The sequence below is a fragment of the Microbacterium sp. Gd 4-13 genome (assembly GCF_003095395.1).
In the GTDB taxonomy this organism is placed as follows: Bacteria; Actinomycetota; Actinomycetes; order Actinomycetales; family Microbacteriaceae; genus Microbacterium.
Genome location: NZ_QEIJ01000002.1, coordinates 182,961 through 203,559, shown reverse-complemented (window position 1 = coordinate 203,559; position 20,599 = coordinate 182,961). Strand labels below are relative to the sequence as shown.

Genomic DNA, 20,599 nt, shown 5'->3' with positions numbered 1-20,599 from the left:
CGGGGGATGCTGCGGGCCGCTCGGCTCCGCAGCATCCCCCCACCCGTTCCCCTCCGAGATCCGATGCTCACCTACGTGCTCCGCCGCTCCGGGTTCCTCCTGGTGTCGCTGGTGGTCGCCCTCATCGTGATCTTCGTGCTGCTTCGGCTGCTGCCCGGCGATCCGGCGAACGCGTTGCTGTCGATCGACGCCACGCCCGAGCAGATCGCCGCCGCACGCGCCCAGGTCGGCTCCGACCAGCCGCTGCTGACGCAGTTCGCGACCTGGGCGGCGCAGCTCGTGCGCTTCGATCTCGGGGAGTCGTACATCAGCTCGCGGCCCGTCGGCCCCGAGATCGCCTCGCGCCTGGCGATCACGCTGCCCTTGACGCTGCTCGCCTTCGGGCTCGCGCTCGTCCTGTCGCTCGTCATCGGCATCACCGCCGCGGTGAAGGCCGACCGCTGGTACGGGGTCGTGCTGAGCGGCTTCTCTCAGCTCGGCGTCGCCGTGCCCGTGTTCTGGGTCGGTGTGATCCTCGTGTGGATCTTCGCTCTGCAGCTCGGACTCCTCCCCTCGGGAGGTTTCCCGCGCAGCGACTGGGAAGACCCGGCCGCCGCGCTTCGCGCCCTCACGCTCCCCGTCATCGCGATCGCGATCGTGATGAGCGCCTCGCTCAGCCGCTACGTGCGCTCGGCGACGCTCGACGTGCTCGGCAGCGACTACCTGCGCACTGCCCGCGCGGGCGGCGCCGGGATGACCGAGGCGCTGCTGCGCCACGGTCTGCGCAACGGCGCCGTACCCGTCGTCGCGGTACTCGGCGTGGAGCTGTCGACCACGCTCCTCGGCGCTGTCGTGGTCGAGAGCGTCTTCACGCTCCCCGGTCTCGGCAGCCTGCTGCTCACCGGAATCCAGCAGCATGACTACGCGAACATCCAGGGCGTGCTCGTGGTGAGCACCCTGTTCGTGCTGCTCGTCGGGTTCGCCGCCGACATCGCGCAGCGCCTCATCGATCCGCGCTTGCGCACGAGCGTCTCGGGCAACCGATGAGCGCCGTCGTCGAGCAGAACATCGCGGATGCTTCGCCCGCAGCATCCCGGCGACGCTCGATCACCCTCGTGGTCGGGATCGTGCTCACCGCCCTGGTCGTCGTCGTCGCGCTGGTGTCGCTGTTCTGGCTGCCCTACCCGCTCGACGACATCAGCGGGGGGCGGCTCGACGGACCGAGCGCGGCGCACCTCCTCGGCACCGACCGCCTCGGCCGCGACCTCCTGTCGCAGCTGATGGTCGGCGCCCGCATCGCACTGCTGGTCGGTGCCGGTGCGGTGCTCCTCGCCGGCGTGCTCGGAACGCTCGTCGGGCTGGTGACGGCGTTCTCGCGCCCCTGGCTCGACGACACGCTCTCCTCGGCCCTCGACGTCGTGATCGCGTTCCCCGTGCTGCTGCTGGCGATGCTCGTCGTCGCCGTGCAGGGCGCGTCGCTGTGGTCGGCGACCCTCGCGATCGGGCTGGCGATGTCGGCCGTCGTCGCCCGACTGACCCGCATCCTCGCCCGGCGTGTGCTGCAGGAGCAGTACGTCACGGCCGCCCGCACGAGCGGCACCCGTCTGCTCGGGATCGTGTGGCACCACGTGCTGCCCAACATCGCCCCCACCCTGGCGGTGAGCCTCGCCCTGCAGTTCGGCGTCGCCGTGCTGGCGGAGGCGAGCCTGTCGTACCTCGGCCTCGGCGCCCCACCGCCCAACGCCTCGTGGGGACGGATGCTGCAGGAGGCCCAGGGCACCGTGCTGAACGCCCCCGTGGGCGCGATCGCGCCCGGCCTCGCGATCGTCGCCCTGGTGCTGGGCGTCAACTTCCTCGCCGACGGCCTGCGCGACGTCGCCGATCCGACGAGACGGAGGGCGCGATGAGCCTCCTCGACGTGACGGGCCTGACGGTGAGGGCGGATGCTGCGCCCCTCGTAGACGACGTCTCTTTCACCCTCGACGCCGGAGACCGCGTGGGGCTGATCGGCGAATCGGGGTCGGGAAAGTCGCTGACCTCGCTCGCCGCGGTCGGGCTGCTGCCGACGTCGCTGAGCCTCACGGGCTCGGTGCGGCTCGACGGGCACGAGATCGTCGGCACCCCCGACGCGCGGCTGCGCGCACTCCGTGGTCCGGTTGCGCAGGTCGTCTTCCAGGAGCCGCTGACGGCGCTGGATCCGCTCATGCGCGTCGGGAAGCAGATCGCTGAGCCGCTGAGACGCCACCTCGACCTGCGCGGAGGTGCGCTCGGGGAGGCCGTCTCGACCGCGCTGGCGGAAGTCGCCCTGACCGACCCGCGCATCGCGCGTGCCTACCCGCACGAGCTCTCAGGCGGTCAGCGTCAGCGCGTCGCGATCGCGATCGCCCTCGCCGCTCGCCCTCAGCTGCTCATCGCCGACGAGCCGACCACCGCGCTCGACGTCACGGTGCAGGACGCCGTGCTGACCCTCCTCGAGAGACTCATCGCCGAGCGGGGCATGGCGCTGCTCTTCGTCAGCCACGACCTCGCCGTCGTCGCTCGGATGGTCGAGCGCATCGTCGTGCTGCAGCGCGGCGTCGCCGTCGAGGAGGGGCCGGTCGACCGCGTGCTGCGCGATCCGCAGCATCCGTACACCCGCGCCCTCGTCGCCAGCGCCCGTGCGCTCGACGCCGCCCTCGACCCCGACGTCGGAGGTGCCGAATGAGCGTCATCGAACTGCGCGAGGCCGGATTCTCGTACGGGTCGCGCACCGTGCTCGACGACGTGTCGATCGCCGTCGCCGAAGGCGAGTCGGTCGGCCTCGTCGGCGAGTCGGGCGCCGGGAAGTCGACGATCCTGCGCCTCATGCTGGGCCTGTCCGCCCCGCGCGACGGCTCGGTGCTCTTCGACGGGGCGCCCCTTGACCTCCGCGACCGGGCTCTGATGCGGCGATTCCGCGCCAGCGTGCAACCCGTATTCCAAGACCCGTACTCGTCGCTCGATCCGCGACAGCGCGTCGACCGGATCGTCGGCGAGCCGCTGCGCTCCCTCGGCCTCGCCCGCGGCGCCGACGCCGCATCCCGTGTCGAAGAGGCGATCTCCGCCGTCGGCCTCGACCCCGACACCCTCAGCCGGTACCCGCACGAGTTCTCCGGAGGCCAGCGTCAGCGCATCGCGATCGCGCGGGCGCTCGTCTCGCGCCCGCGCGTGCTGCTCGCCGACGAACCGGTCAGCGCGCTCGACGTCACGACCCGTGTTCAGGTGATCGACCTACTCGCCCGCCTCCGCCGCGAGAACGGCCTCACGCTGGTGATGGTCTCGCACGACCTCAGCGCCGTGGCCTCGGTCTGCGAGCGCACCGTGGTGCTGCAGCACGGGCGGATCGTCGAGGCGGGCGCGACGCGCAGCATCCTCTCCTCCCCCACGACGGCGTACGCCCGTCAGCTCGTCGCCGCGGTGCCGCGCCTGCCGCGCTGACCGACGGCACGTCGCGCCCCGGAGGTCGCGCCGACTCTCGGCCCTCGCCCCTCCTACCGAACCCGCCCCTTTCCGCCCGAACCAGCCCCCTCCTGCCCGTACTCGCGCCCTCCTGTCCGTACCCGCCCCCTCCTGCCCGTACTCGCCCCTTCCTGTCCGTACCCGCCCCTCCTGCCCGAACTCAGGATGGTTGGTCGAGCGCCCCCGCGGAGGCGCACATTTCCGGGGCCACCCGCAGGATGCGCCCCACCTCAGCCTGAGTACGGGCAAGGACCCGGGCGAGAAGGGCGAGAACGCACGGGCTGGACGGGATGGCGAGGCGGGCGGGACGGGCGGGACGGCGAGGCGGGCGGGAAGGCGACACGGCGAGGCGGGCGGGACGGCGGGACGGGCCCCGCGTCGCGTCAGGAGGTCGCGCCGACTCTCCGGTCTCGGCCCCCTCCCGCCCGTACTCAGGATGGTTGGTCGAGCGCCCCCGCGCAGGCGCACATTTCCGGGGCCACCCGCAGGATGCGCCCCACCTCAGCCTGAGTACGGGCGGGGACGCCGACGAGAAGGGCAAGGACGCACGGGCGGGACGGTGAGGCGGGCAGAACGGGATAGCGAGGCGGGCGGGACGGGCGGGACGGGCGGGACGGCGAGGCGGGCGGAACGGGTGCGGGACGGGCGCCGCGTCGCTTCGGGAGGTCGCACCGGCTCTCCGGTCTCCCCCCCCTCCTGCCCGAACTCAGGATGGTTGGTCGAGCGATCCCCGCGGAGGCGCACATTTCCGGGGCCACCCGCAGGATGCGCCCCACCTCAGCCTGAGTACGGGCGAAGTTCGCGACGGGACGGCGGCGGCACGGCGGCGGGACGGCGGCACGGCGGCACGGCGGCGGACGAGGCGGCGGCCGCTCTAATCTGGGAGCATGCGCACCCGCTTCGCCACCGTCTCTCTTGCCGCCCTTTCGCTGTTGGTCCTGGCGGGGTGCGCGAGCCCCGCGACACCTGCCGCGGAGCCGACCGCCGACGGCGCGTGCTCCTACGTCGCGGGCGGCCAGGCCGCCGCCGACGTCACCGCTCCTCCGGCCGAACCCGTCGCCGCGCAGAACGTGACCCTCGAGACGTCGGCCGGCGCGATTCCGATGACCTTCGACGCCGAGCGCACGCCGTGCACCGTCAACAGCTTCGTCTCGCTCGCCCAGCAGGGCTACTTCGACGACACCGAGTGCCACCGTCTGACCACCGCGGCGTCGGGCATCTACGTACTGCAGTGCGGCGACCCCTCCGCCACCGGCATGGGCGGCCCCGGCTACAGCTTCGACGACGAGCTCGACGGCAGCGAGACCTACCCCGCCGGCACCGTCGCGATGGCTAATGCCGGCCCCGACACCAACGGCTCGCAGTTCTTCCTCGTGTACGAGGACTCCCAGCTCCCCCCGTCGTACACCGTGTTCGGACAGATGGATGCTGCGGGGCTCGCGGTCGTGCGTGAGGTCGCCGCCGCCGGTTCCGACGGCGGCTCCGGCGACGGCGCCCCCGTGACGCCGGTCGTGATCACGGGCGTCACGGTCGACTGATCCGCGACCTGCGGGAACGACGAAGGGGACGGCCGGCAGGCCGTCCCCTTCGTCGTCGCTGCGGGGTCAGCGCCCCGAGCGCCGCTTGCTGAGCACGTCGAACGCGACGGCGAGCAGCAGCACGAGTCCCTTGATGACCTGCTGCCACGCGGCATCCACCGACAGGATCGACAGGCCCTGGTTGAGCACACCCATGACCAGACCACCGATGACCGCGCCGACGACCGTGCCGACACCGCCCTGCACCGCAGCACCACCGATGAAGACGGCGGCGATGGCGTCGAGCTCGAAGCTGGTACCGGCCGAGGCGACCGCGCTTCCGGCTCGCGCGGTGCTGACCACGCCGGCGAGTCCGGCGAGGAACCCCATGTTGACGAAGATGAAGAAGGTGACCCACTTCGTCTTGACGCCCGACATCTGAGCGGCGAAGAGGTTGCCGCCCATCGCGTACACGTGACGGCCGAACACCGTGCGGCTGAGCACGAACGAGTAAATGAGGATGAGCGCCGCGAGGATGATGAGGATGATCGGCGTGCCCCGGTTGTAGGCCAGCAGGTAGGCGACGTACATGATCGCGGCAACGGCGATGCCCACCTTGATCCAAGCTGACACGGCGCGCTCGCGGGGCAGTCCGAGCCGCCGCAGCGTCGCCCGGGTGCGCACCTGCTGGACCACCAGCGCGACGGCCGCGAGCGCCGCGATCGCGAAGGTGATGAGGTCGGGGGTTCCGGTGGTCGGCAGTGTGCCCGAGCCGATGGCGTTGAACTCCGCCGGCAGACCGCTGATCGTGCCGCCGGTGAGAAGCACGAGCGCGAGACCTCGGAAGACGAGCATGCCGGCCAGGGTCACGATGAACGCGGGTATGCCGACGAAAGCGACCCAGAACCCCTGCCACGCCCCGATCACCGCACCGGTGATGAGGGCGACCACGACGGCGGCCCACCAGGGCAACCCCCACGACTGCATGGAGAGCGCCGCGACCGCACCGACGACGGCGACGATCGAGCCGACGGAGAGGTCGATGTGGCCCGCGATGATGACGATCACCATGCCGATCGCGAGGATCAGCACGTACGCGTTCTGCTGAATGAGGTTGCTGACGTTGCCGGGGTAGAGCAGTCGTCCTCCGGTGAGCACCTGGAACAGGAGGATGATGATCGCGAGCGCGGCGAGGATCCCGTACTGCCGCATATCGATGCGCAGCCGTCGACGCGGCTTGCCGGGCCCGATCGGACCGGTCGGGGTGGCTTGCTCGGGCGCGGTGACGGTCACGGCTTTACTCCTTCGGGTCTGCCTGCGGTCATATGCCGCATCAGTTCTTCTTGCGTTGCGTCGGCACGGGCGATCTCGCCGGTGAGGCGGCCCTCGGCGATCGTGTAGATGCGGTCGGCGAGACCGATCAGTTCGGGCAGCTCGGACGAGATCACGATGACGGCCTTACCCTGCGCGGCGAGCTCGTTGATGATCCCGTAGATCTCGAACTTGGCCCCCACGTCGATGCCTCGAGTGGGCTCGTCGAGGATCAGCACGTCGGGACCCGAGTAGATCCACTTGCTGAGCACGACCTTCTGCTGGTTGCCGCCGGAGAGGAAGCCCGTGAGGGTCGACACCGACGGCGTCTTGATGTTCATCTGCTTGCGGTAGTCCTCGGCCACGGCGTACTCGCGGTTTCGGTCGATGACGCCGAGCCGGGCGAGCTTGCCCAGGGCCGCCGCCGACACGTTGACCGTGATGCTGCCGATGAGGTTGAGTCCGTAGCGTTTGCGGTCCTCCGTCGCGTAGGCGATGCCGTGGCGGATGGCCTCGTCAACGGTCTTCGTCGAGATCTCGACGCCGTCTTTGAACACCTTTCCCGAGATGTCGGTGCCGTAGGAACGACCGAAGATGCTCATCGCGAGCTCGGTGCGCCCCGCTCCCATGAGGCCGGCGAATCCGACGATCTCGCCGGCACGCACCGAGAACGACACGTCGTCGACGACCTTCCGGGTGGGGTCGACCGGGTGGTAGGCGTTCCAGTGCTCCACCCGGAACTTCTCCTCGCCGATCTGCGGATCGCGGTGGGGGAACTGGCTGTCGAGCGACCGGCCGACCATGTCGCGGATGATGCGGGTCTCGATGGCGTCGGAGTCTTCGACGGGGAACGCCTCGATGGTCGAGCCGTCGCGGATGACCGTGACGGTGTCGGCGATCGCCCGGATCTCCTTGAGCTTGTGCGAGATGATGATCGAGGTGATGCCCTGCCCGCGCAGGTGCTTGATGAGGTCGAGAAGATGGGCCGAGTCGTCGTCGTTGAGCGCCGCGGTCGGTTCGTCGAGGATGAGGAGCTTCACCCGCTTCGACAGGGCTTTCGCGATCTCGACGAGCTGCTGCTTGCCCACGCCGAGCTCGAGCACCTTGGTCGCCGGGCTCTCCTGCAGCCCGACGCGGGCGATGAGCTTCGCGGCCTCGGCGTTGGTCTGGTTCCAGTCGATCACCCCGCCGCGCGCGTTCTCGTTGCCGAGGAAGATGTTCTCGGCGATCGACAGGTAGGGGCTGAGGGCGAGCTCCTGGTGGATGATGACGATGCCGTCGCGCTCGCTGTCGTTGATCGACCGGTACGCCACCTCTTTGCCTTCGAAGGTGATCGTGCCGTCGAACGACCCGTGCGGGTACACGCCGCTGAGCACCTTCATCAGGGTCGACTTCCCCGCGCCGTTCTCGCCGCACACGGCGTGCACTTCGCCGCGCCTGACCTCGAGGTCGACGCCGTTGAGTGCCTTGACGCCGCTGAAGTCCTTCACGATGCCCTGCATCGTGAGAATGGCGTTGTTCATTCTGTCCCTTTGCTCGACGGACCCCGATCGGCGCCGGCGGGGTGGCCGACGCCGATCGGGGTGGGGTGATCAGAGTCCGACGTCGGACGCCTTCAGGAAGCCCGAGTCGATCAGGACCGACTCCACGTCGTCCTTGACGACGACCTGCGGGTCGAGCAGGTAAGCCGGAACCACCTTCACGCCGTTGTCGTAGGTCGTGTCATCGTTCGTCTCCGGCGTCTCGCCAGCGACGATCGACTTCACCATGGCCTGCACCTGGTCTCCGAGCTCGCGGGTGTCCTTCCAGACCGTCATCGACTGCTGGTCGTTGAGGATCGCCTGGACGTTCGCCTTGTCCGCATCCTGGCCCGTGATGATCGGCCAGTCCGAACCCGGGGTGTACCCGGCCGACAGCAGCGACTGCTCGATACCGAGGGCGAGGCTGTCGTTGGGCGAGAGCACGACCTGAACCTTCTGGCCGCCGGTGTAGAACGACTGCAGACGGTTGTCCATCTCGGCCTGGGCGTCATCGGAGCCCCAGCCGAGGATGCCGATCGACTTCCAGTCGTCGTTGGTCGCCGACAGCTTGCCCGAGGGGATGACCAGCTGGCCGCTCTCGACGTAGGGCTGGAGAACGTCCCACGCGCCCTGGAAGAAGAAGCCGGCGTTGTTGTCGTCGGGGCTTCCGGCGAAGGGCTCGAGGTTGAAGGGGCCGGCGCCGTCGGCGAGACCGAGCTGCTCCTCGATGAACTCGCCCTGCAGGGTGCCCACCTTGTAGTTGTCGAACGTCGCGTAGTAGTCGACGGCCTCGGTGCCGTTGATCAGGCGGTCGTAAGCGATGACCGTCACGCCCTGTCCCGCGGCATCTTCGAGCACCGGTCCGAGCGTCTCGCCGTCGATCGCGGCCACCACGAGGATCTTCGCGCCGCCGGCGACCTGGTTCTGGATCTGGCTGATCTGCTGATCGGTCTTGTTGTCGGCGTACTGGAGATCGACGGTGCAGCCGTCGCCCTCGAGCTTCGTCTTCAACCCTTCACCGTCGTTGATCCAGCGCTCCAGGCTGCGGGTCGGCATCGCGATGCCCACGTTGCAGTCCGTTCCGCCGGCGTCACCGCCCGTGCCTCCCGAGGTTCCGGCCGGTGCGCACGCGGCGAGGGAAGCGAGGAGGCCGCCCGTGACGACCAGGGTGATGAGTGTTCTGCCTTTGAACATGAGAATCCTTCCGAGGAATACGAGTCGGCGTCGACCCGCATCGCTCATCCCTCTCGAGTCCATCGAGGGGAATGGGAGACGCCGGTATCTGGTTCCGCAGACGACGCTGGCTTCCGGGTTGCTGCTTGTGGCGCACCGCCGATCCCGATTGCAGGACATACGTTGCGTGGGTCAACATACCCGCGGCGTGGAGGGCTCGTCACGCATTTTCTCCCTCCGTTCTGGTCACAACTTGGTATCGGCCGCGGCCCGGGCGGCTGGCGGCCGGGAGCGCTCCCGTTCGGAGCCGGGAACGGATGCTGCGCCACCGCCGCACGGGCACCCAACGCAGCATCCGCTCGCCCCTCAGATCGCGGGGCGCGCAATGCGGCGCCCGCGACAGGTTTTGCGAACTGACAGTACGAACCGGTGTGCGCAGTCGCAGGAATGCGCCACATTCCGGCCAGACACGCGCGCAAGGCGGGAGACCGGCGCTCAGTAGAATCGAGAGCATGTCCAAGGTCCTTCAGTCCCTGCCCGTCGGCGAGCGCGTCGGCATCGCTTTCTCGGGAGGACTCGACACCTCCGTCGCCGTCGCGTGGATGCGCGACAAGGGCGCGGTGCCCTGCACCTACACGGGCGACCTCGGCCAGCCCGACGAAGACGACATCGCATCGATCCCCGGTCGCGCGCTCGAGTACGGCGCCGAGGTCGCGCGCCTGGTCGACGCCAAGTCGGCGCTCGTCGAGGAGGGCTTCGCCGCCCTGTCGTGCGGCGCATTCCACATCCGCTCCGGCGGACGCACGTACTTCAACACCACGCCGCTCGGTCGTGCCGTCACCGGCACACTTCTCGTGCGCGCCATGAAGGAAGACGGCGTCGACATCTGGGGCGACGGCTCGACCTACAAGGGCAACGACATCGAGCGGTTCTACCGCTACGGCCTGCTCGCCAACCCCGCCCTGCGCATCTACAAACCGTGGCTCGACGCCGACTTCGTCACCGAGCTCGGCGGCCGTAAAGAGATGAGCGAGTGGCTCGTCGAGCACGGCTTCCCCTACCGCGACAGCGTCGAGAAGGCCTACTCCACCGACGCGAACATCTGGGGCGCGACGCACGAGGCCAAGACCCTCGAGCACCTCGACGTCTCGCTCGAGACCGTCGAGCCCATCATGGGCGTGCGCTTCTGGGATCCGTCCGTCGAGATCGCGACCGAAGACGTCACGGTGACCTTCGACCGGGGGCGCCCGGTGGCCCTCAACGGCATCGAGTACACCGACCCGGTCGCCCTCGTGTTCGAGGCCAACCGCATCGGCGGTCGCCACGGACTGGGCATGAGCGACCAGATCGAGAACCGCATCATCGAGGCGAAGTCGCGCGGCATCTACGAGGCGCCGGGGATGGCACTGCTGTTCATCGCCTACGAGCGGCTGGTCAACAGCATCCTGAACGAAGACACCCTCGCCACCTACCACGAGCAGGGCCGCAGGCTCGGCCGCCTCATGTACGAGGGCCGGTGGCTCGAGCCCCAGTCGCTCATGCTGCGCGAGTCGATCCAGAAGTGGGTCGGTTCGACCATCACGGGCGAGGTCACGCTGCGCCTGCGTCGCGGAGAGGACTACACGATCCTCGACACGACCGCGCCGACCATGTCGTACGGACCCGAGAAGCTCTCGATGGAGCGCGTCGGCGACGCCGCCTTCGGCCCCACCGACCGCATCGGACAGCTGACGATGCGCAACCTCGACATCGCCGACTCGCGCACGCGTCTCGAGCAGTACGCCGGGTTGGGCCTCCTCGGCGGCCCCACCGGCGAACTCGTCGGTCGCGTCACGGCCGGCGGCGCAGACGGTGTCACCGAACCCGCGAAGCGCCCCGATGCCGCTGACCAACGCCTCGCCGAGGCGACGGATGCTGCGGGCGAAGCCGCGGCGTTCGACTCCGGTACCGACTGACCCGAGGGCGGAGATTTAAACTGCACACATGTGTGCAGTTTCGTGCCACAATAGCGGCATGACTTCTCCTGCTGCGCGTCGGCCGCGCCGCGACGCCCAGGCCAACCGGGCGGGCATCGTGTCGGCCGCCGCCGTCGAGATCGCCCGCGACCCCCACGCCTCGCTCGACGCGATCGCGCGGTCGGCGGGCCTGTCTCGCCGCGCCCTCTACGGACACTTCGACGACCGCGACGCCCTCGTCACCGAAGTGATCGTCACCGGAGCCGCCCGTTTCAACGCGATCGCCGCCCGCATCGACGACCCCGACCCGCGTCGGGCACTCGCCCTCCTCGCCGCCGCGCTGTGGCACGAGGCATCGCACGTACGCGCCGCTGCCGCGATCGCCCTCGACGAGACCCACGTCGCCCACACCGCCGCGGCCCTCGCGCCCCTGCGGGCGAAGATCGCGGAGATCGTCGCGCGAGGGCGGGCCGACGGGTCGCTGCGCACCGACATCCCCGCCGCTGTGCTGACCGACCTCATCGAGGGCACCGGGCGCGCCGTGGTCTCGCACCTGCACGTGGATGCGACTGACGGGGGCGAGCTCGCGGTCAAAGCGGTGCTGGGCATCGCCGGGCTCTCGTGGCGCGAGAGCATCGAGCTGCTGGCTGACGAATCCGAGGAGACGAGCGAATGAGGATCGAGCTGCGCGGTGTGAGCAAGGGGCGCGCCGAGCGGGCCCTTCCCGAGACGTCGCTGACGTTCGAGACCGGACGGGTGACCCTGGCGGTCGCCGAGACCGAGCAGCGCCCCACCGTGCTGGGGCTGCTGGCGTCCGGCCGCATGCGTGCGGATACGGGCGAGGTGCTGCTCGACGGACGCAAGGATGCGGCGGGTATCCGCCGCCGGGTCGCGCTCGTCGATGCGCTCGAGGTGTCCGAGCCCGCACCCGCGGTGACCGTGGCCGGCGTCGTCGCCGAGGAGCTGATGTTCGCCGGGGCCTCCCCGAACCCGTTCGCCGCCCGACGCTGGCTCGACGATCTCGGCCTCGGCGAGCTGGCCGCGACCCCCATCGGCAACATCGAGCCGGCGGCGCGCATTCGCATCCTGCTCGAGCTGGCCGCGCTCAGGAAGGGCGTGGAGGGCATCGTGCTCACCTCCCCCGACCGCCACGGCGGCGAACCGCAGAACTGGTGGCGTGTCGCGACGGAGTTCGCCGAGCGCGGCTACGCGGTGCTCGCGATCGCCGGCCGCGCGTCGATGTCGGTGCTCACGGTCGAGCACGACGCGTCCACCCCGGGCGACGACCCCGCGGCCGTGAACCCCGTCCCCGACACCGGCGCCGACGCGCCCGACAGCGAAGCATCCGCACCCACGGAGGACGAACGATGAAGGTCCCGCAGATGATCGCCGCCGAGCTGCGGCGGCTCACCTCATCGCGCATGTCGCTGATCGCCCTCGTCGCGCTGCTGCTCGTGCCGATCCTCTACGGCGGCCTCTACCTGTGGGCGAACCAAGACCCGTACGGCAGCCTCTCCCGGGTGCCCGTCGCCCTCGTCGTCGACGACACCGGCGCGACCGTGAACGGCCAGCAGCGCAACTTCGGCGACGAGGTGGCCGACGAGCTGCTCGGCGGCGACACCTTCGAATGGCATCAGGTGTCGTCCGACGCCGCAACGGCCGGACTCGAGAACGGCGACTTCGACTTCATCGTCGAGGTGCCCGCCGACTTCTCGGCGTCGATCGCCTCGATCTCGACCGACGCGCCCCGTCAGGCCGACATCGTGCTGCGCACGAACGACGCGAACAACTACCTCGCCTCGACGATCGGCACGCAGGCCGTCGCCCGCATCCAGTCGACCGTCGCGCAGAAGGTCGTCGACCAGGGCGGCCTCACGCTGCTGAACGCGCTCTCCACGATCCGCGTGAAGCTGACGGATGCGGCGTCGGGAGCCCAGCAGCTCGTCGACGGCCTCGGCACCGCGCGCGACGGATCCACGCGGCTCGCCGCCGGCGCCGGGGCTCTCGCCTCCGGCACGGCGCAGCTGCGCGACGGTGCCGCGACGCTTCGCGACGGCGCCGCCCAGGTGAGCTCGGGCGCACAGCAGGTCGCCGACGGCACGCAGCAGGTCGCCACCGTCGCCGATCGCGTCGCCGCAGCATCCGCCGACGCCGCTTCGCTCCTGCCGACCGCCCGCGCCGACATCGCGCAGAGGCTCGCCGACGCCGGCGTCGACCCCGCCCGCGTCGCGGAGGTGCTCGCCGCCCTCGACCCCGTGGGGCAGCGCCTGAGCGAGGCCGACACGCGCGTGCAGACCGCGGTCGCCCAGATCGATCAGCTCTCCGCCGGCGCGCAGCAGGTGTCGGCGGGAGCGCAGCAGGTCGCCTCGGGTTCCGCCGGACTCGCCGACGGCGCCGCTTCCGCCGCGGACGGCGCCGCGCAGCTGAGCGACGGCGCGAGCAGTCTCGACGGCGGCATCGCGCAGATCGCCGACGGCGCCGAGCAGCTGCAGACCGGACTCGCCGACGGCGTGAGCCAGATCCCCGACACCGACAATGCGACCCGGGCGAGCCAGGCGTCGACGCTGTCCGACCCGGTGGCGGTCTCGACCAGCGCCCTCACCCAGGCGCAGAACTACGGCGCGGGACTCGCCCCGTTCTTCGCCGCACTGGCGGCCTGGATCGGCATCTACGCCCTGTTCCTCATCGTGAAACCGGTATCGCGTCGCGCGGTCACGGCCCTCCACTCTCCCGTGCGGGTCACTCTCGCCGGATGGCTGACGCCCGCGCTGCTGGGCGGCGTGCAGATGCTCGGGCTGTTCGGCGTCCTCGCCCTCGCGCTCGGGTTCTCGTTCGCGAATCCGCTGGCCACCCTCGGCATCCTTCTGCTGGCGACGGCCACGTACGCGGCGATCGTGCTCGCACTGAACGTGTGGCTCGGGTCGGTCGGGCAGTTCCTCGGTCTCGTGCTGATGGTGCTGCAGCTCGTCACCGCGGGCGGCACGTTCCCCTGGCAGACCTTGCCCGCGCCTCTCGCGGCGCTGCATCACGTGCTGCCCATGGGCTACGTCGTCGACGCGATGCGACAGGTCATGTACGGCGGAGACCTCGATCGCGTGTGGCTCGACCTCGCCGTCCTCGGCACGTGGCTCGTCGGCGCCGGCGTCGTCGCGGCCATCGGCGTCGCGCGCATGACCCGCTTCCGCACCCTGCGCGACCTTCAGCCGAGCGTGATCGGCTGAACCGGAGGGAGGCGGCGGGCCGGAGGTAGGCGACGTGCCGGAGGTAGGCCGATTCCGCGAGGATCGTCCTACGCCCGCGTCATCTCCTGCGCTCGGGTCAGCCGCCCGCCGCGGGCGGGGTCTCCTTCGACGCGCGCAGCTCGTCGGTGTACAGAGCGGTGCGGTCGAGGGTGCCGTTGCGGTAGGCCTGCCGCCCGACCATGTGCGCCGAAAGCGGCGCGGTCGCGAGCTGCATCAGCACGACCGGGACGATGAACGCGAGCACCGCCCACGAGCGCAGCGACAGGGCGATCGCGATGCAGATCACGATGAGGCCGAGCACCTGCGGCTTCGTGGCCGCGTGCAGCCGCGTCGGCACGTCACGGAAACGCAGCAGGCCGATCGCGGCCGTGAGGCACAGCAGGGCGCCGACGAGGATCAGCACGAGGGCGACGGTGTCGAGCACCGCGTCGAGCGGTGACGCGGTGACTTCGATGGGGGCGGTTGCGAGGATCACTGGCTTGCGTTGTCCTTCCTCGCGACGAACCGTGCGATCGAGATCGAACCGAACACCCCCACCGCGGCGATGATGAGCAGCACCGGCAGGGTGCGGGTGTGCTGGTTGATCGCCATCTCGGCGCCCAGCACGCACATCACCTCGGTCAGGAGCACGTCGGACGCGACCGCCCGGTCGAGGATCGACGGGCCGATGACGATGCGCCAGAGCGTGAGAAGAGCGGCGACGGCGAAGACGACGAAGATCACCAGCAGCAGGACGTTCATAGGGGCGTACCTCCCTGACGCGGTGTGTCGACGGAAGCTCTGCGGATCATCTCGAGCTGGCTGCGCGAGCCGGCCGCGCGCACGATACGCGCCTCCCAGCCGAGGATCGACTTCCGAAGCGCCTCGACGTCGTCGTCGCTGTCGACGCCGATGACGTGGAGATACAGGATGCGGCGGTCGCGGTCGGCTTCGACGATGAGCGAGCCGGGGATCAACGAGGCCGTCACCGCGGTGTGGGTCATGATGAGATCGTCGTCGGTCCGCAGGTGCACCGCGATCACCGCGCTGCTCGGCTGGCGGCGGATGTCGACGACCTGCCAAGCGACCAGCAGCGAACCGCGCACGAGGGCGGCGAAGAAGGTCACCACGAAGACGAGCCCGTACCAGAGGTTCAACCGGCCCGACAGCTGCACGGGCGGGAGGCGGAACACGCGCGTGACGATCACCGCGGCGACCAGGCCCGTCAGGAAGGCCACGATCGTGAGTTGGCCCCACAGCAGCATCCACAGTGCGACGAGCCAGACGAAGAACGGCAGCTGCCGCCACAGCTGGTGCAGCGCGTCTTTCTTCTCGCGCATCATGAGACGGCCTCTTGCTCGAGCTGCACGACCGAGACGGGCTGCAGCAGCGACTCGCCGATGCGCGTGCAGACCTCGTACAGCGGCCCGGCGAAGATCGTCAGCGCGACGGTGACGGCGACCATGCCCGCCGTCGACGCGGTCATGATCTTGGGGATCGCGCGACGCTCGGTCTTCGTACCCGCCTCGGGCGAGTCGCCCAGGTACGAGATGCGCTCGTCGGACTCCGCCGAGTCCTCGTCCTCGCGCCAGAACGCGAGGTTCCAGGCACGCATGAGCGCGTACAGGGTGAGCAGCGAGGTGACGATACCGCCCACGATCAGCACGATCATGATCGGGGTGCCGATCTCGGCGGCGGCATCGAACAGCGCGTACTTGCCGATGAACCCCGAGAACGGCGGCAGGCCCCCGAGGTTCACCGCGGGAATGAAGTAGAGCACCGCGATGACGGGGGCGGCGCGCATGAGTCCGCGCACGCGCAGCACCGACGTACTGCCCGCCCGGCGCTCCACGAGTCCTATCGCGAGGAAGAGGGTCGTCTGCACCACGATGTGGTGGACGATGTAGTAGATCGTCGCCCCGATGGCTGCCGGCGTCGCGATGGCCAGGCCGAAGATCATGTACCCGATGTGGCTGACCAGGGTGAACGACAGGATGCGTTTGAGCTCCGCCTGCGCCACGGCGCCCAGCACACCGACGATCATCGTCGCCAACGCCACGATGAGCAGCAGCAGATTGATGTCGTTGTCGCGGAAGATCTCGGTCTCGGTGCGGATCAGCGCGTAGACGCCGACCTTCGTCAGAAGGCCCGCGAACACCGCCGTCACCGGGGCCGGCGCGGTCGGGTACGAGTCGGGCAGCCAGAACGACAGCGGGAAGACGGCCGCCTTGATGCCGAAAGCGACGACCAGCATGAGGTGCAGCACGAGCTGCGTCTCCTGGGGCAGCTCGACCATGCGCTCCGACAGCTGAGCCATGTTGACCGTGCCCAGCGCGCCGTAGATCGCACCGATCGCGGCGAGGAAGAGGATCGACGAGACGAGCGAGACGACGATGTAGACCACGCCCGTGCGTATGCGGTTCTCCGTGCCGCCGAGCGTGATGAGCACGTACGACGCCACGAGCAGGATCTCGAACCCGACGTAGAGGTTGAACAGGTCGCCCGCGATGAAGGCGGTGAAGATCCCTGCCGCCAGGATCAGATACGACGGGTGGAAGATCGACACCGGGGTGTCTTCGTCACCGTCCTCGGCGCCCTGTCCGACCGAGAAGAGGAGGACCGAGAGCAGCACGACGCTCGAGACCAGCACGAGCAGCGCGGCGAGCCGGTCGACGTAGAGCACGATGCCGAAGGGCACGGGCCACCCGCCGACCGACACCGCGATCGGCACGTTCGACGCATCGACGTAGACCAGCAGCACGGTGGCGATGACCATCGTCAGCGTCAGCGTCGCGATCGACACGATGATCTGGGTGCGCCGATGGCGCCCCGCGATCAGGGCGATCGCTGCGCCCAGCAGCGGCAGGGTGACGAGGAGGGGAACGAGGGAGCTCATCGGTCTTCCTCGCTCTCGTCATCTCGGTTGTCGGGTCTGTCGGTCCGGGCCGGCCGTTCGGATGCTGCGGGGCGGTCGGACGGCGCATCGTCGCGCAGGTCGGTGTAGTCGCGGTTGCCGAGCAGGCGCAGTGGAGAGCTCTCGACCCCCACGAAGTCGGTCGTTGCGTCGTCGTCTTCCTCGTCGACCTCGACGTCCATCGCCTCCTCGTCCTGCGAGGTGCGTGCGCGCATGGCCACGTCTTCGGCGTCGTCTTCCACCGTGTCGGCCTGACCGAGCTGCCACGACCGGTAGATCAGGGCCAGCAGGAAGGCGGAGACGGCGAAGGTGATCACGATCGCCGTCAGCATCAGCGCCTGCGGCAGGGGGTCGGAGTATCCCTCGGGGGTCGACGAGTCGGGGTAGAACGGAGCCACCCCCGGGTCGCCCATCACGATGAGCAGCATCAGGTTCGCAGCGTTGCCGAGGAGGAGGAAACCGATGAGCACGCGGGTGAGGCTGCGCTCGAGCATCGCGTAGACACCGCAGGCGAAGAGCACCGCCATGATGATGATGAGGACGAGCGAGACGTTCATCGGGCACTCGCCCCCTGGGCGCGCAGCTCCTGCGTCTGGCGGTCGACCTCGGCGCCGAGGCTGCGCAGCACGTCGAGCACGAGCCCGATGACGACGAGGTAGACGCCGACGTCGAAGATCGTCGAGGTGACGAACTCCACGTGGCCGAGGACGGGGATCTCGAACTCCCAGAACGTGCTGGTCAGGGGCGCCGCACCGAACAGCAGCGGCACGATCGCGCAGCCGACCGCCAGCGCCATCCCGACGCCGAGCAGGCGGCCCGGGTCGGCGGGAGCCGCGGCCCCCAGCTCGTAGCGACCACCCGCGACATAGCGCATGACGAGCGCCATGCCCGCGACGAGGCCGCCCGCGAAACCGCCGCCGGGGAGGTTGTGACCGGCGAAGAGGAGATACAGCGAGACGACGATGATCGAGTGGAAGAGCACCCGCACGATGACCTCGAGGATGATCGAGCGATTCTCGGGCCGCACCCGCTGACCGGCGAACAGCCAGGCCTGCGGACGGTTGCTCGTGTCATCGGTGCGCGCGCGCACGCCCTCAGCGGTCTCGACGAGCGCTCCGCGTCCGCGCTTGGTGAGCCGCGGGAGCCGCGTCGTCAGCTTCGAGAGGGTGTCGGAGCGGTGCGTGACGAAGACGAGCGATGCGACACCGGTGGCCGCCAGCACGAGCACCGACAGCTCGCCCATCGTGTCCCATCCGCGCAGGTCGACGAGGGCGACGTTCACGACGTTGCGCCCGTGGCCGATCTCGTAGGCCAGCATCGGGAAGCTGTCGGAGATGGGTCGCGCCTGTCGGGCGCCGGTCGCCACGATCGCGACGAGCGCCATGGTCGCGCCGGCGCCGATCGCGAGCACGGCGCGGGCGAGCGGCCAGACCGACGCGTTGTGGTCGCCCATCCGAGCGGGGATGCGACGCAGCACCAGGGCGAAGGCGATCAGGGTGACCGTCTCGACGAGGATCTGCGTGAGGGCGAGGTCGGGGGCCCCGCTCGTGGCGAAGAGCACGACCATGCCGAGACCGGTCACTGAGACGAGTACGACACCGCTGTAGCGCTTGCGGGCGTTCACCGCGAGCACGCCCGCGGCGATCATGACGGGGGCCACCGCCAGCTGCGAGGGCGTGTGCCACGCGTCGAGCTGGGCCTGCCAGCCGGGGCTCGACAGCAGCACGGTGCCCTCGGCCACGACGAAGACGAGGAAGATCATGCCCACGTAGACGGGCAGCGAACCGCGCTGGGTGAGGCTCGTGGTGAACACCGAGGCGCGGGCGATGAACCGCAGCACCGCGTTGTACACGTCGACCGCGGTGAACGGGAGCACGCGGCGCGCGGTGGCGGGGGTGGCACGGCGGGTGATCCAGAAGACGAACAGACCGACGACGAGCGTGCCGAGCGAGATGAAGAGCGCGGGCTCGAGTCCGTGCCAGAGCGCCAGGTAGGGGGTGCTCTCGGGTTCGGGCAGTCCGGGGCTCGCGGCGGCCGCCGTCTGCGCATAGGGCTGGAGCACGAGGTCGAGCAGCGGTGCCCCGAACCCGCCGGCGAGTGTGATGAGCGACAACACGACCGGCGATGCGAGGAAGCCGATCGGCGGATCGGGCCACTCGGTGCGCTCAACCACGCGGCCCTCATCGTCTTTCTTGGTGCCGAATGCGCCCCAGACGAACCGGGCTCCGTAGGCGGCGGTCAGTATCGAGCCGAGCGAAACGCCGATCAGGGCGACGAGACCCCAGGTCTCGCCGTGGAGGGCCTCTTCGACGAACGCGGCGAGCGCGCTCTCCTTGGCCACGAAGCCGAGCGTGGGGATGATGCCGGCCATCGAGGCGATGGCGATCGTCGCGACGACCGTGAGCACGGGCGCTTGGCGCGCGACGCCGCTGAGCTCCCGGATGTCTCGAGTGGAGAGCTGGCGGTCGATGACGCCGACGACGAGGAACAGGCACGATTTGAAGAGGGCGTGAGCGAGCAGCAGCGCGAGCCCGGCCAGGGCGGCCTCCTGCGTGCCGTAGCCGAGCACGACGGTGAGGAAACCGAGCTGCGAGACGGTTCCGAACGCCAGGATGCGCTTCAGGTCGGTCTCGCGCAGCGCTTGGAGCCCACCGAGCAGCATCGTGAAGATGCCCAGCGCGAGCACGATCGGGCGCCAGCTCGGGGCGAACGCGAAGACCGGCGCCAGACGCGCGATCAAATAGATGCCCGCCTTCACCATCGCGGCCGCGTGCAGGTAGGCGCTGACCGGTGTCGGCGCGGCCATGGCTCCGGGAAGCCAGAAGTGGAACGGGAAGATGGCCGACTTGCTGAGCGCTCCGACCAGCAGCAGCACCAGAGCGGCGTCGACGATCGGACCGGTCGGTGCGAGGGCGAGGATCGAGGAGATGCTCGACGTGCCGGTGTCGACGACCAGCAGCACCACGCCGATGAGCATGACGAGGCCGCCGAGGGTCGTCACCAGCAGCGCCTGCAGCGCGGCACGACGGCTCGCTCCGCGCCGGTGGTAGTACCCGATGAGCAGGTACGACAGGATGCTGGTGACCTCCCAGAACATCACGAGCACCACGAGGTCGTCCGTCAGCACGAGGCCGTACATCGCGCCCGCGAAGGCGAGGAGGACGGCGGAGAACTGTCCGAGCCCCTCGTCCTTGCCGCGGAAGTACCAGCGGCAGTAGATCATCACGAGCGCACCGACGCCGCTCACGACGAGCGCCATCACCCATCCGAGGGTGTCCATCCGCATCGACAGCGAGATGCCGAGCGACGGGATCCACTCGTATGCCTCGAAAGGAATGTCGCCGTCGAGCACGGCGGGGGTCGCGACCGCTGCCTGCACGAATGCGGCGGCGGGCAGAAGAGCGGCGACGTAGAAAGCCCGTGCGCCCAGCCTCTTCACGAGCAACGGGAGCAGAAGCGGCGCGACCGCGAACGCGGCGAGGAGTACCAACATGCGGCCTCCTCGGGGGTCGACGGGCGGCTGCCCGGGCGC

18 protein-coding genes are annotated in these 20,599 nt (G+C 69.8%); 9 read left to right on the top strand and 9 right to left on the bottom strand.

Annotated features, from left to right (window positions below; all coding sequences use genetic code 11):
* The first annotated feature begins 63 nt into the window (after positions 1-63).
* The 5 genes from DEA06_RS05760 (at position 64) to DEA06_RS05740 (ending at position 4,994) form a co-directional block, all read left to right on the top strand.
* Positions 64-1,026, top strand: coding sequence for an ABC transporter permease (locus DEA06_RS05760; RefSeq protein WP_116647014.1), 963 nt, complete (start codon positions 64-66; stop codon positions 1,024-1,026).
* Positions 1,023-1,886, top strand: a complete 864-nt coding sequence (locus tag DEA06_RS05755) for an ABC transporter permease (protein WP_116647013.1) — start codon at positions 1,023-1,025, stop codon at positions 1,884-1,886. Before DEA06_RS05760 ends, DEA06_RS05755 begins: the two co-directional genes overlap by 4 nt.
* On the top strand, positions 1,883-2,683 hold the full coding sequence (locus DEA06_RS05750; protein WP_116647012.1) for an ABC transporter ATP-binding protein: 801 nt from the start codon (positions 1,883-1,885) through the stop codon (positions 2,681-2,683). The genes DEA06_RS05755 and DEA06_RS05750 overlap by 4 nt, the downstream gene beginning before the upstream one ends.
* Positions 2,680-3,435 (top strand): ATP-binding cassette domain-containing protein, encoded by a 756-nt coding sequence (locus tag DEA06_RS05745; protein ID WP_116647011.1) that lies wholly within the window; start codon positions 2,680-2,682, stop codon positions 3,433-3,435. The genes DEA06_RS05750 and DEA06_RS05745 overlap by 4 nt, the downstream gene beginning before the upstream one ends.
* 908 nt (positions 3,436-4,343) lie before the next feature.
* Positions 4,344-4,994 carry a peptidylprolyl isomerase gene (locus DEA06_RS05740; protein WP_116647010.1) on the top strand — a complete coding sequence of 217 codons (651 nt, stop codon included), beginning with the start codon at positions 4,344-4,346 and terminating at the stop codon, positions 4,992-4,994.
* 66 nt (positions 4,995-5,060) lie between these two features.
* Here the strand turns inward: DEA06_RS05740 and mmsB are convergent, their stop codons facing one another.
* The 3 genes from mmsB to chvE form a co-directional block, all read right to left on the bottom strand.
* The gene (gene mmsB, locus DEA06_RS05735) at positions 5,061-6,185 is read right to left on the bottom strand and encodes a multiple monosaccharide ABC transporter permease (protein ID WP_240606856.1); all 1,125 of its coding nucleotides are present in this window, start codon (positions 6,183-6,185) and stop codon (positions 5,061-5,063) included.
* Between the two features lie 77 nt (positions 6,186-6,262).
* Positions 6,263-7,807 carry a multiple monosaccharide ABC transporter ATP-binding protein gene (gene mmsA, locus DEA06_RS05730; protein ID WP_116647008.1) on the bottom strand — a complete coding sequence of 515 codons (1,545 nt, stop codon included), beginning with the start codon at positions 7,805-7,807 and terminating at the stop codon, positions 6,263-6,265.
* Between the two features lie 69 nt (positions 7,808-7,876).
* On the bottom strand, positions 7,877-8,998 hold the full coding sequence (gene chvE / locus DEA06_RS05725) for a multiple monosaccharide ABC transporter substrate-binding protein (RefSeq protein ID WP_116647007.1): 1,122 nt from the start codon (positions 8,996-8,998) through the stop codon (positions 7,877-7,879).
* Between the two features lie 491 nt (positions 8,999-9,489).
* Here chvE and argG point away from each other — a divergent pair, with 491 nt between their 5' ends.
* From argG to DEA06_RS05705, 4 genes are read left to right on the top strand one after another with little or no spacing between them, the layout of a single operon-like run.
* A complete protein-coding gene (argG, locus tag DEA06_RS05720) occupies positions 9,490-10,932 on the top strand; it encodes an argininosuccinate synthase (protein WP_116647006.1) in 1,443 nt (480 codons plus the stop codon).
* 58 nt (positions 10,933-10,990) lie between these two features.
* The gene (locus DEA06_RS05715) at positions 10,991-11,608 is read left to right on the top strand and encodes a TetR/AcrR family transcriptional regulator (protein ID WP_116647005.1); all 618 of its coding nucleotides are present in this window, start codon (positions 10,991-10,993) and stop codon (positions 11,606-11,608) included.
* On the top strand, positions 11,605-12,303 hold the full coding sequence (locus DEA06_RS05710; RefSeq protein ID WP_205781221.1) for a hypothetical protein: 699 nt from the start codon (positions 11,605-11,607) through the stop codon (positions 12,301-12,303). The genes DEA06_RS05715 and DEA06_RS05710 overlap by 4 nt, the downstream gene beginning before the upstream one ends.
* The gene (locus DEA06_RS05705) at positions 12,300-14,153 is read left to right on the top strand and encodes a YhgE/Pip family protein (RefSeq protein ID WP_116647004.1); all 1,854 of its coding nucleotides are present in this window, start codon (positions 12,300-12,302) and stop codon (positions 14,151-14,153) included. Before DEA06_RS05710 ends, DEA06_RS05705 begins: the two co-directional genes overlap by 4 nt.
* A 97-nt stretch (positions 14,154-14,250) precedes the next feature.
* Here DEA06_RS05705 and mnhG read toward each other — a convergent pair whose 3' ends face one another.
* The 6 genes from mnhG to DEA06_RS05675 are packed head-to-tail and all read right to left on the bottom strand — an operon-like array spanning position 14,251 to position 20,560.
* On the bottom strand, positions 14,251-14,628 hold the full coding sequence (gene mnhG, locus DEA06_RS05700) for a monovalent cation/H(+) antiporter subunit G (protein WP_116647273.1): 378 nt from the start codon (positions 14,626-14,628) through the stop codon (positions 14,251-14,253).
* Between the two features lie 17 nt (positions 14,629-14,645).
* Positions 14,646-14,915 carry a monovalent cation/H+ antiporter complex subunit F gene (locus tag DEA06_RS05695; RefSeq protein WP_116647003.1) on the bottom strand — a complete coding sequence of 90 codons (270 nt, stop codon included), beginning with the start codon at positions 14,913-14,915 and terminating at the stop codon, positions 14,646-14,648.
* Positions 14,912-15,496 carry a Na+/H+ antiporter subunit E gene (locus tag DEA06_RS05690; protein ID WP_240606835.1) on the bottom strand — a complete coding sequence of 195 codons (585 nt, stop codon included), beginning with the start codon at positions 15,494-15,496 and terminating at the stop codon, positions 14,912-14,914. The genes DEA06_RS05695 and DEA06_RS05690 overlap by 4 nt, the downstream gene beginning before the upstream one ends.
* Positions 15,493-17,049 carry a Na+/H+ antiporter subunit D gene (locus DEA06_RS05685; protein WP_116647002.1) on the bottom strand — a complete coding sequence of 519 codons (1,557 nt, stop codon included), beginning with the start codon at positions 17,047-17,049 and terminating at the stop codon, positions 15,493-15,495. The genes DEA06_RS05690 and DEA06_RS05685 overlap by 4 nt, the downstream gene beginning before the upstream one ends.
* Positions 17,046-17,624, bottom strand: coding sequence for a Na(+)/H(+) antiporter subunit C (locus DEA06_RS05680; RefSeq protein WP_116647001.1), 579 nt, complete (start codon positions 17,622-17,624; stop codon positions 17,046-17,048). Before DEA06_RS05680 ends, DEA06_RS05685 begins: the two co-directional genes overlap by 4 nt.
* Positions 17,621-20,560 (bottom strand): Na+/H+ antiporter subunit A, encoded by a 2,940-nt coding sequence (locus tag DEA06_RS05675; protein ID WP_116647000.1) that lies wholly within the window; start codon positions 20,558-20,560, stop codon positions 17,621-17,623. Before DEA06_RS05675 ends, DEA06_RS05680 begins: the two co-directional genes overlap by 4 nt.
* Between the last annotated feature and the right edge of the window lie 39 nt (positions 20,561-20,599).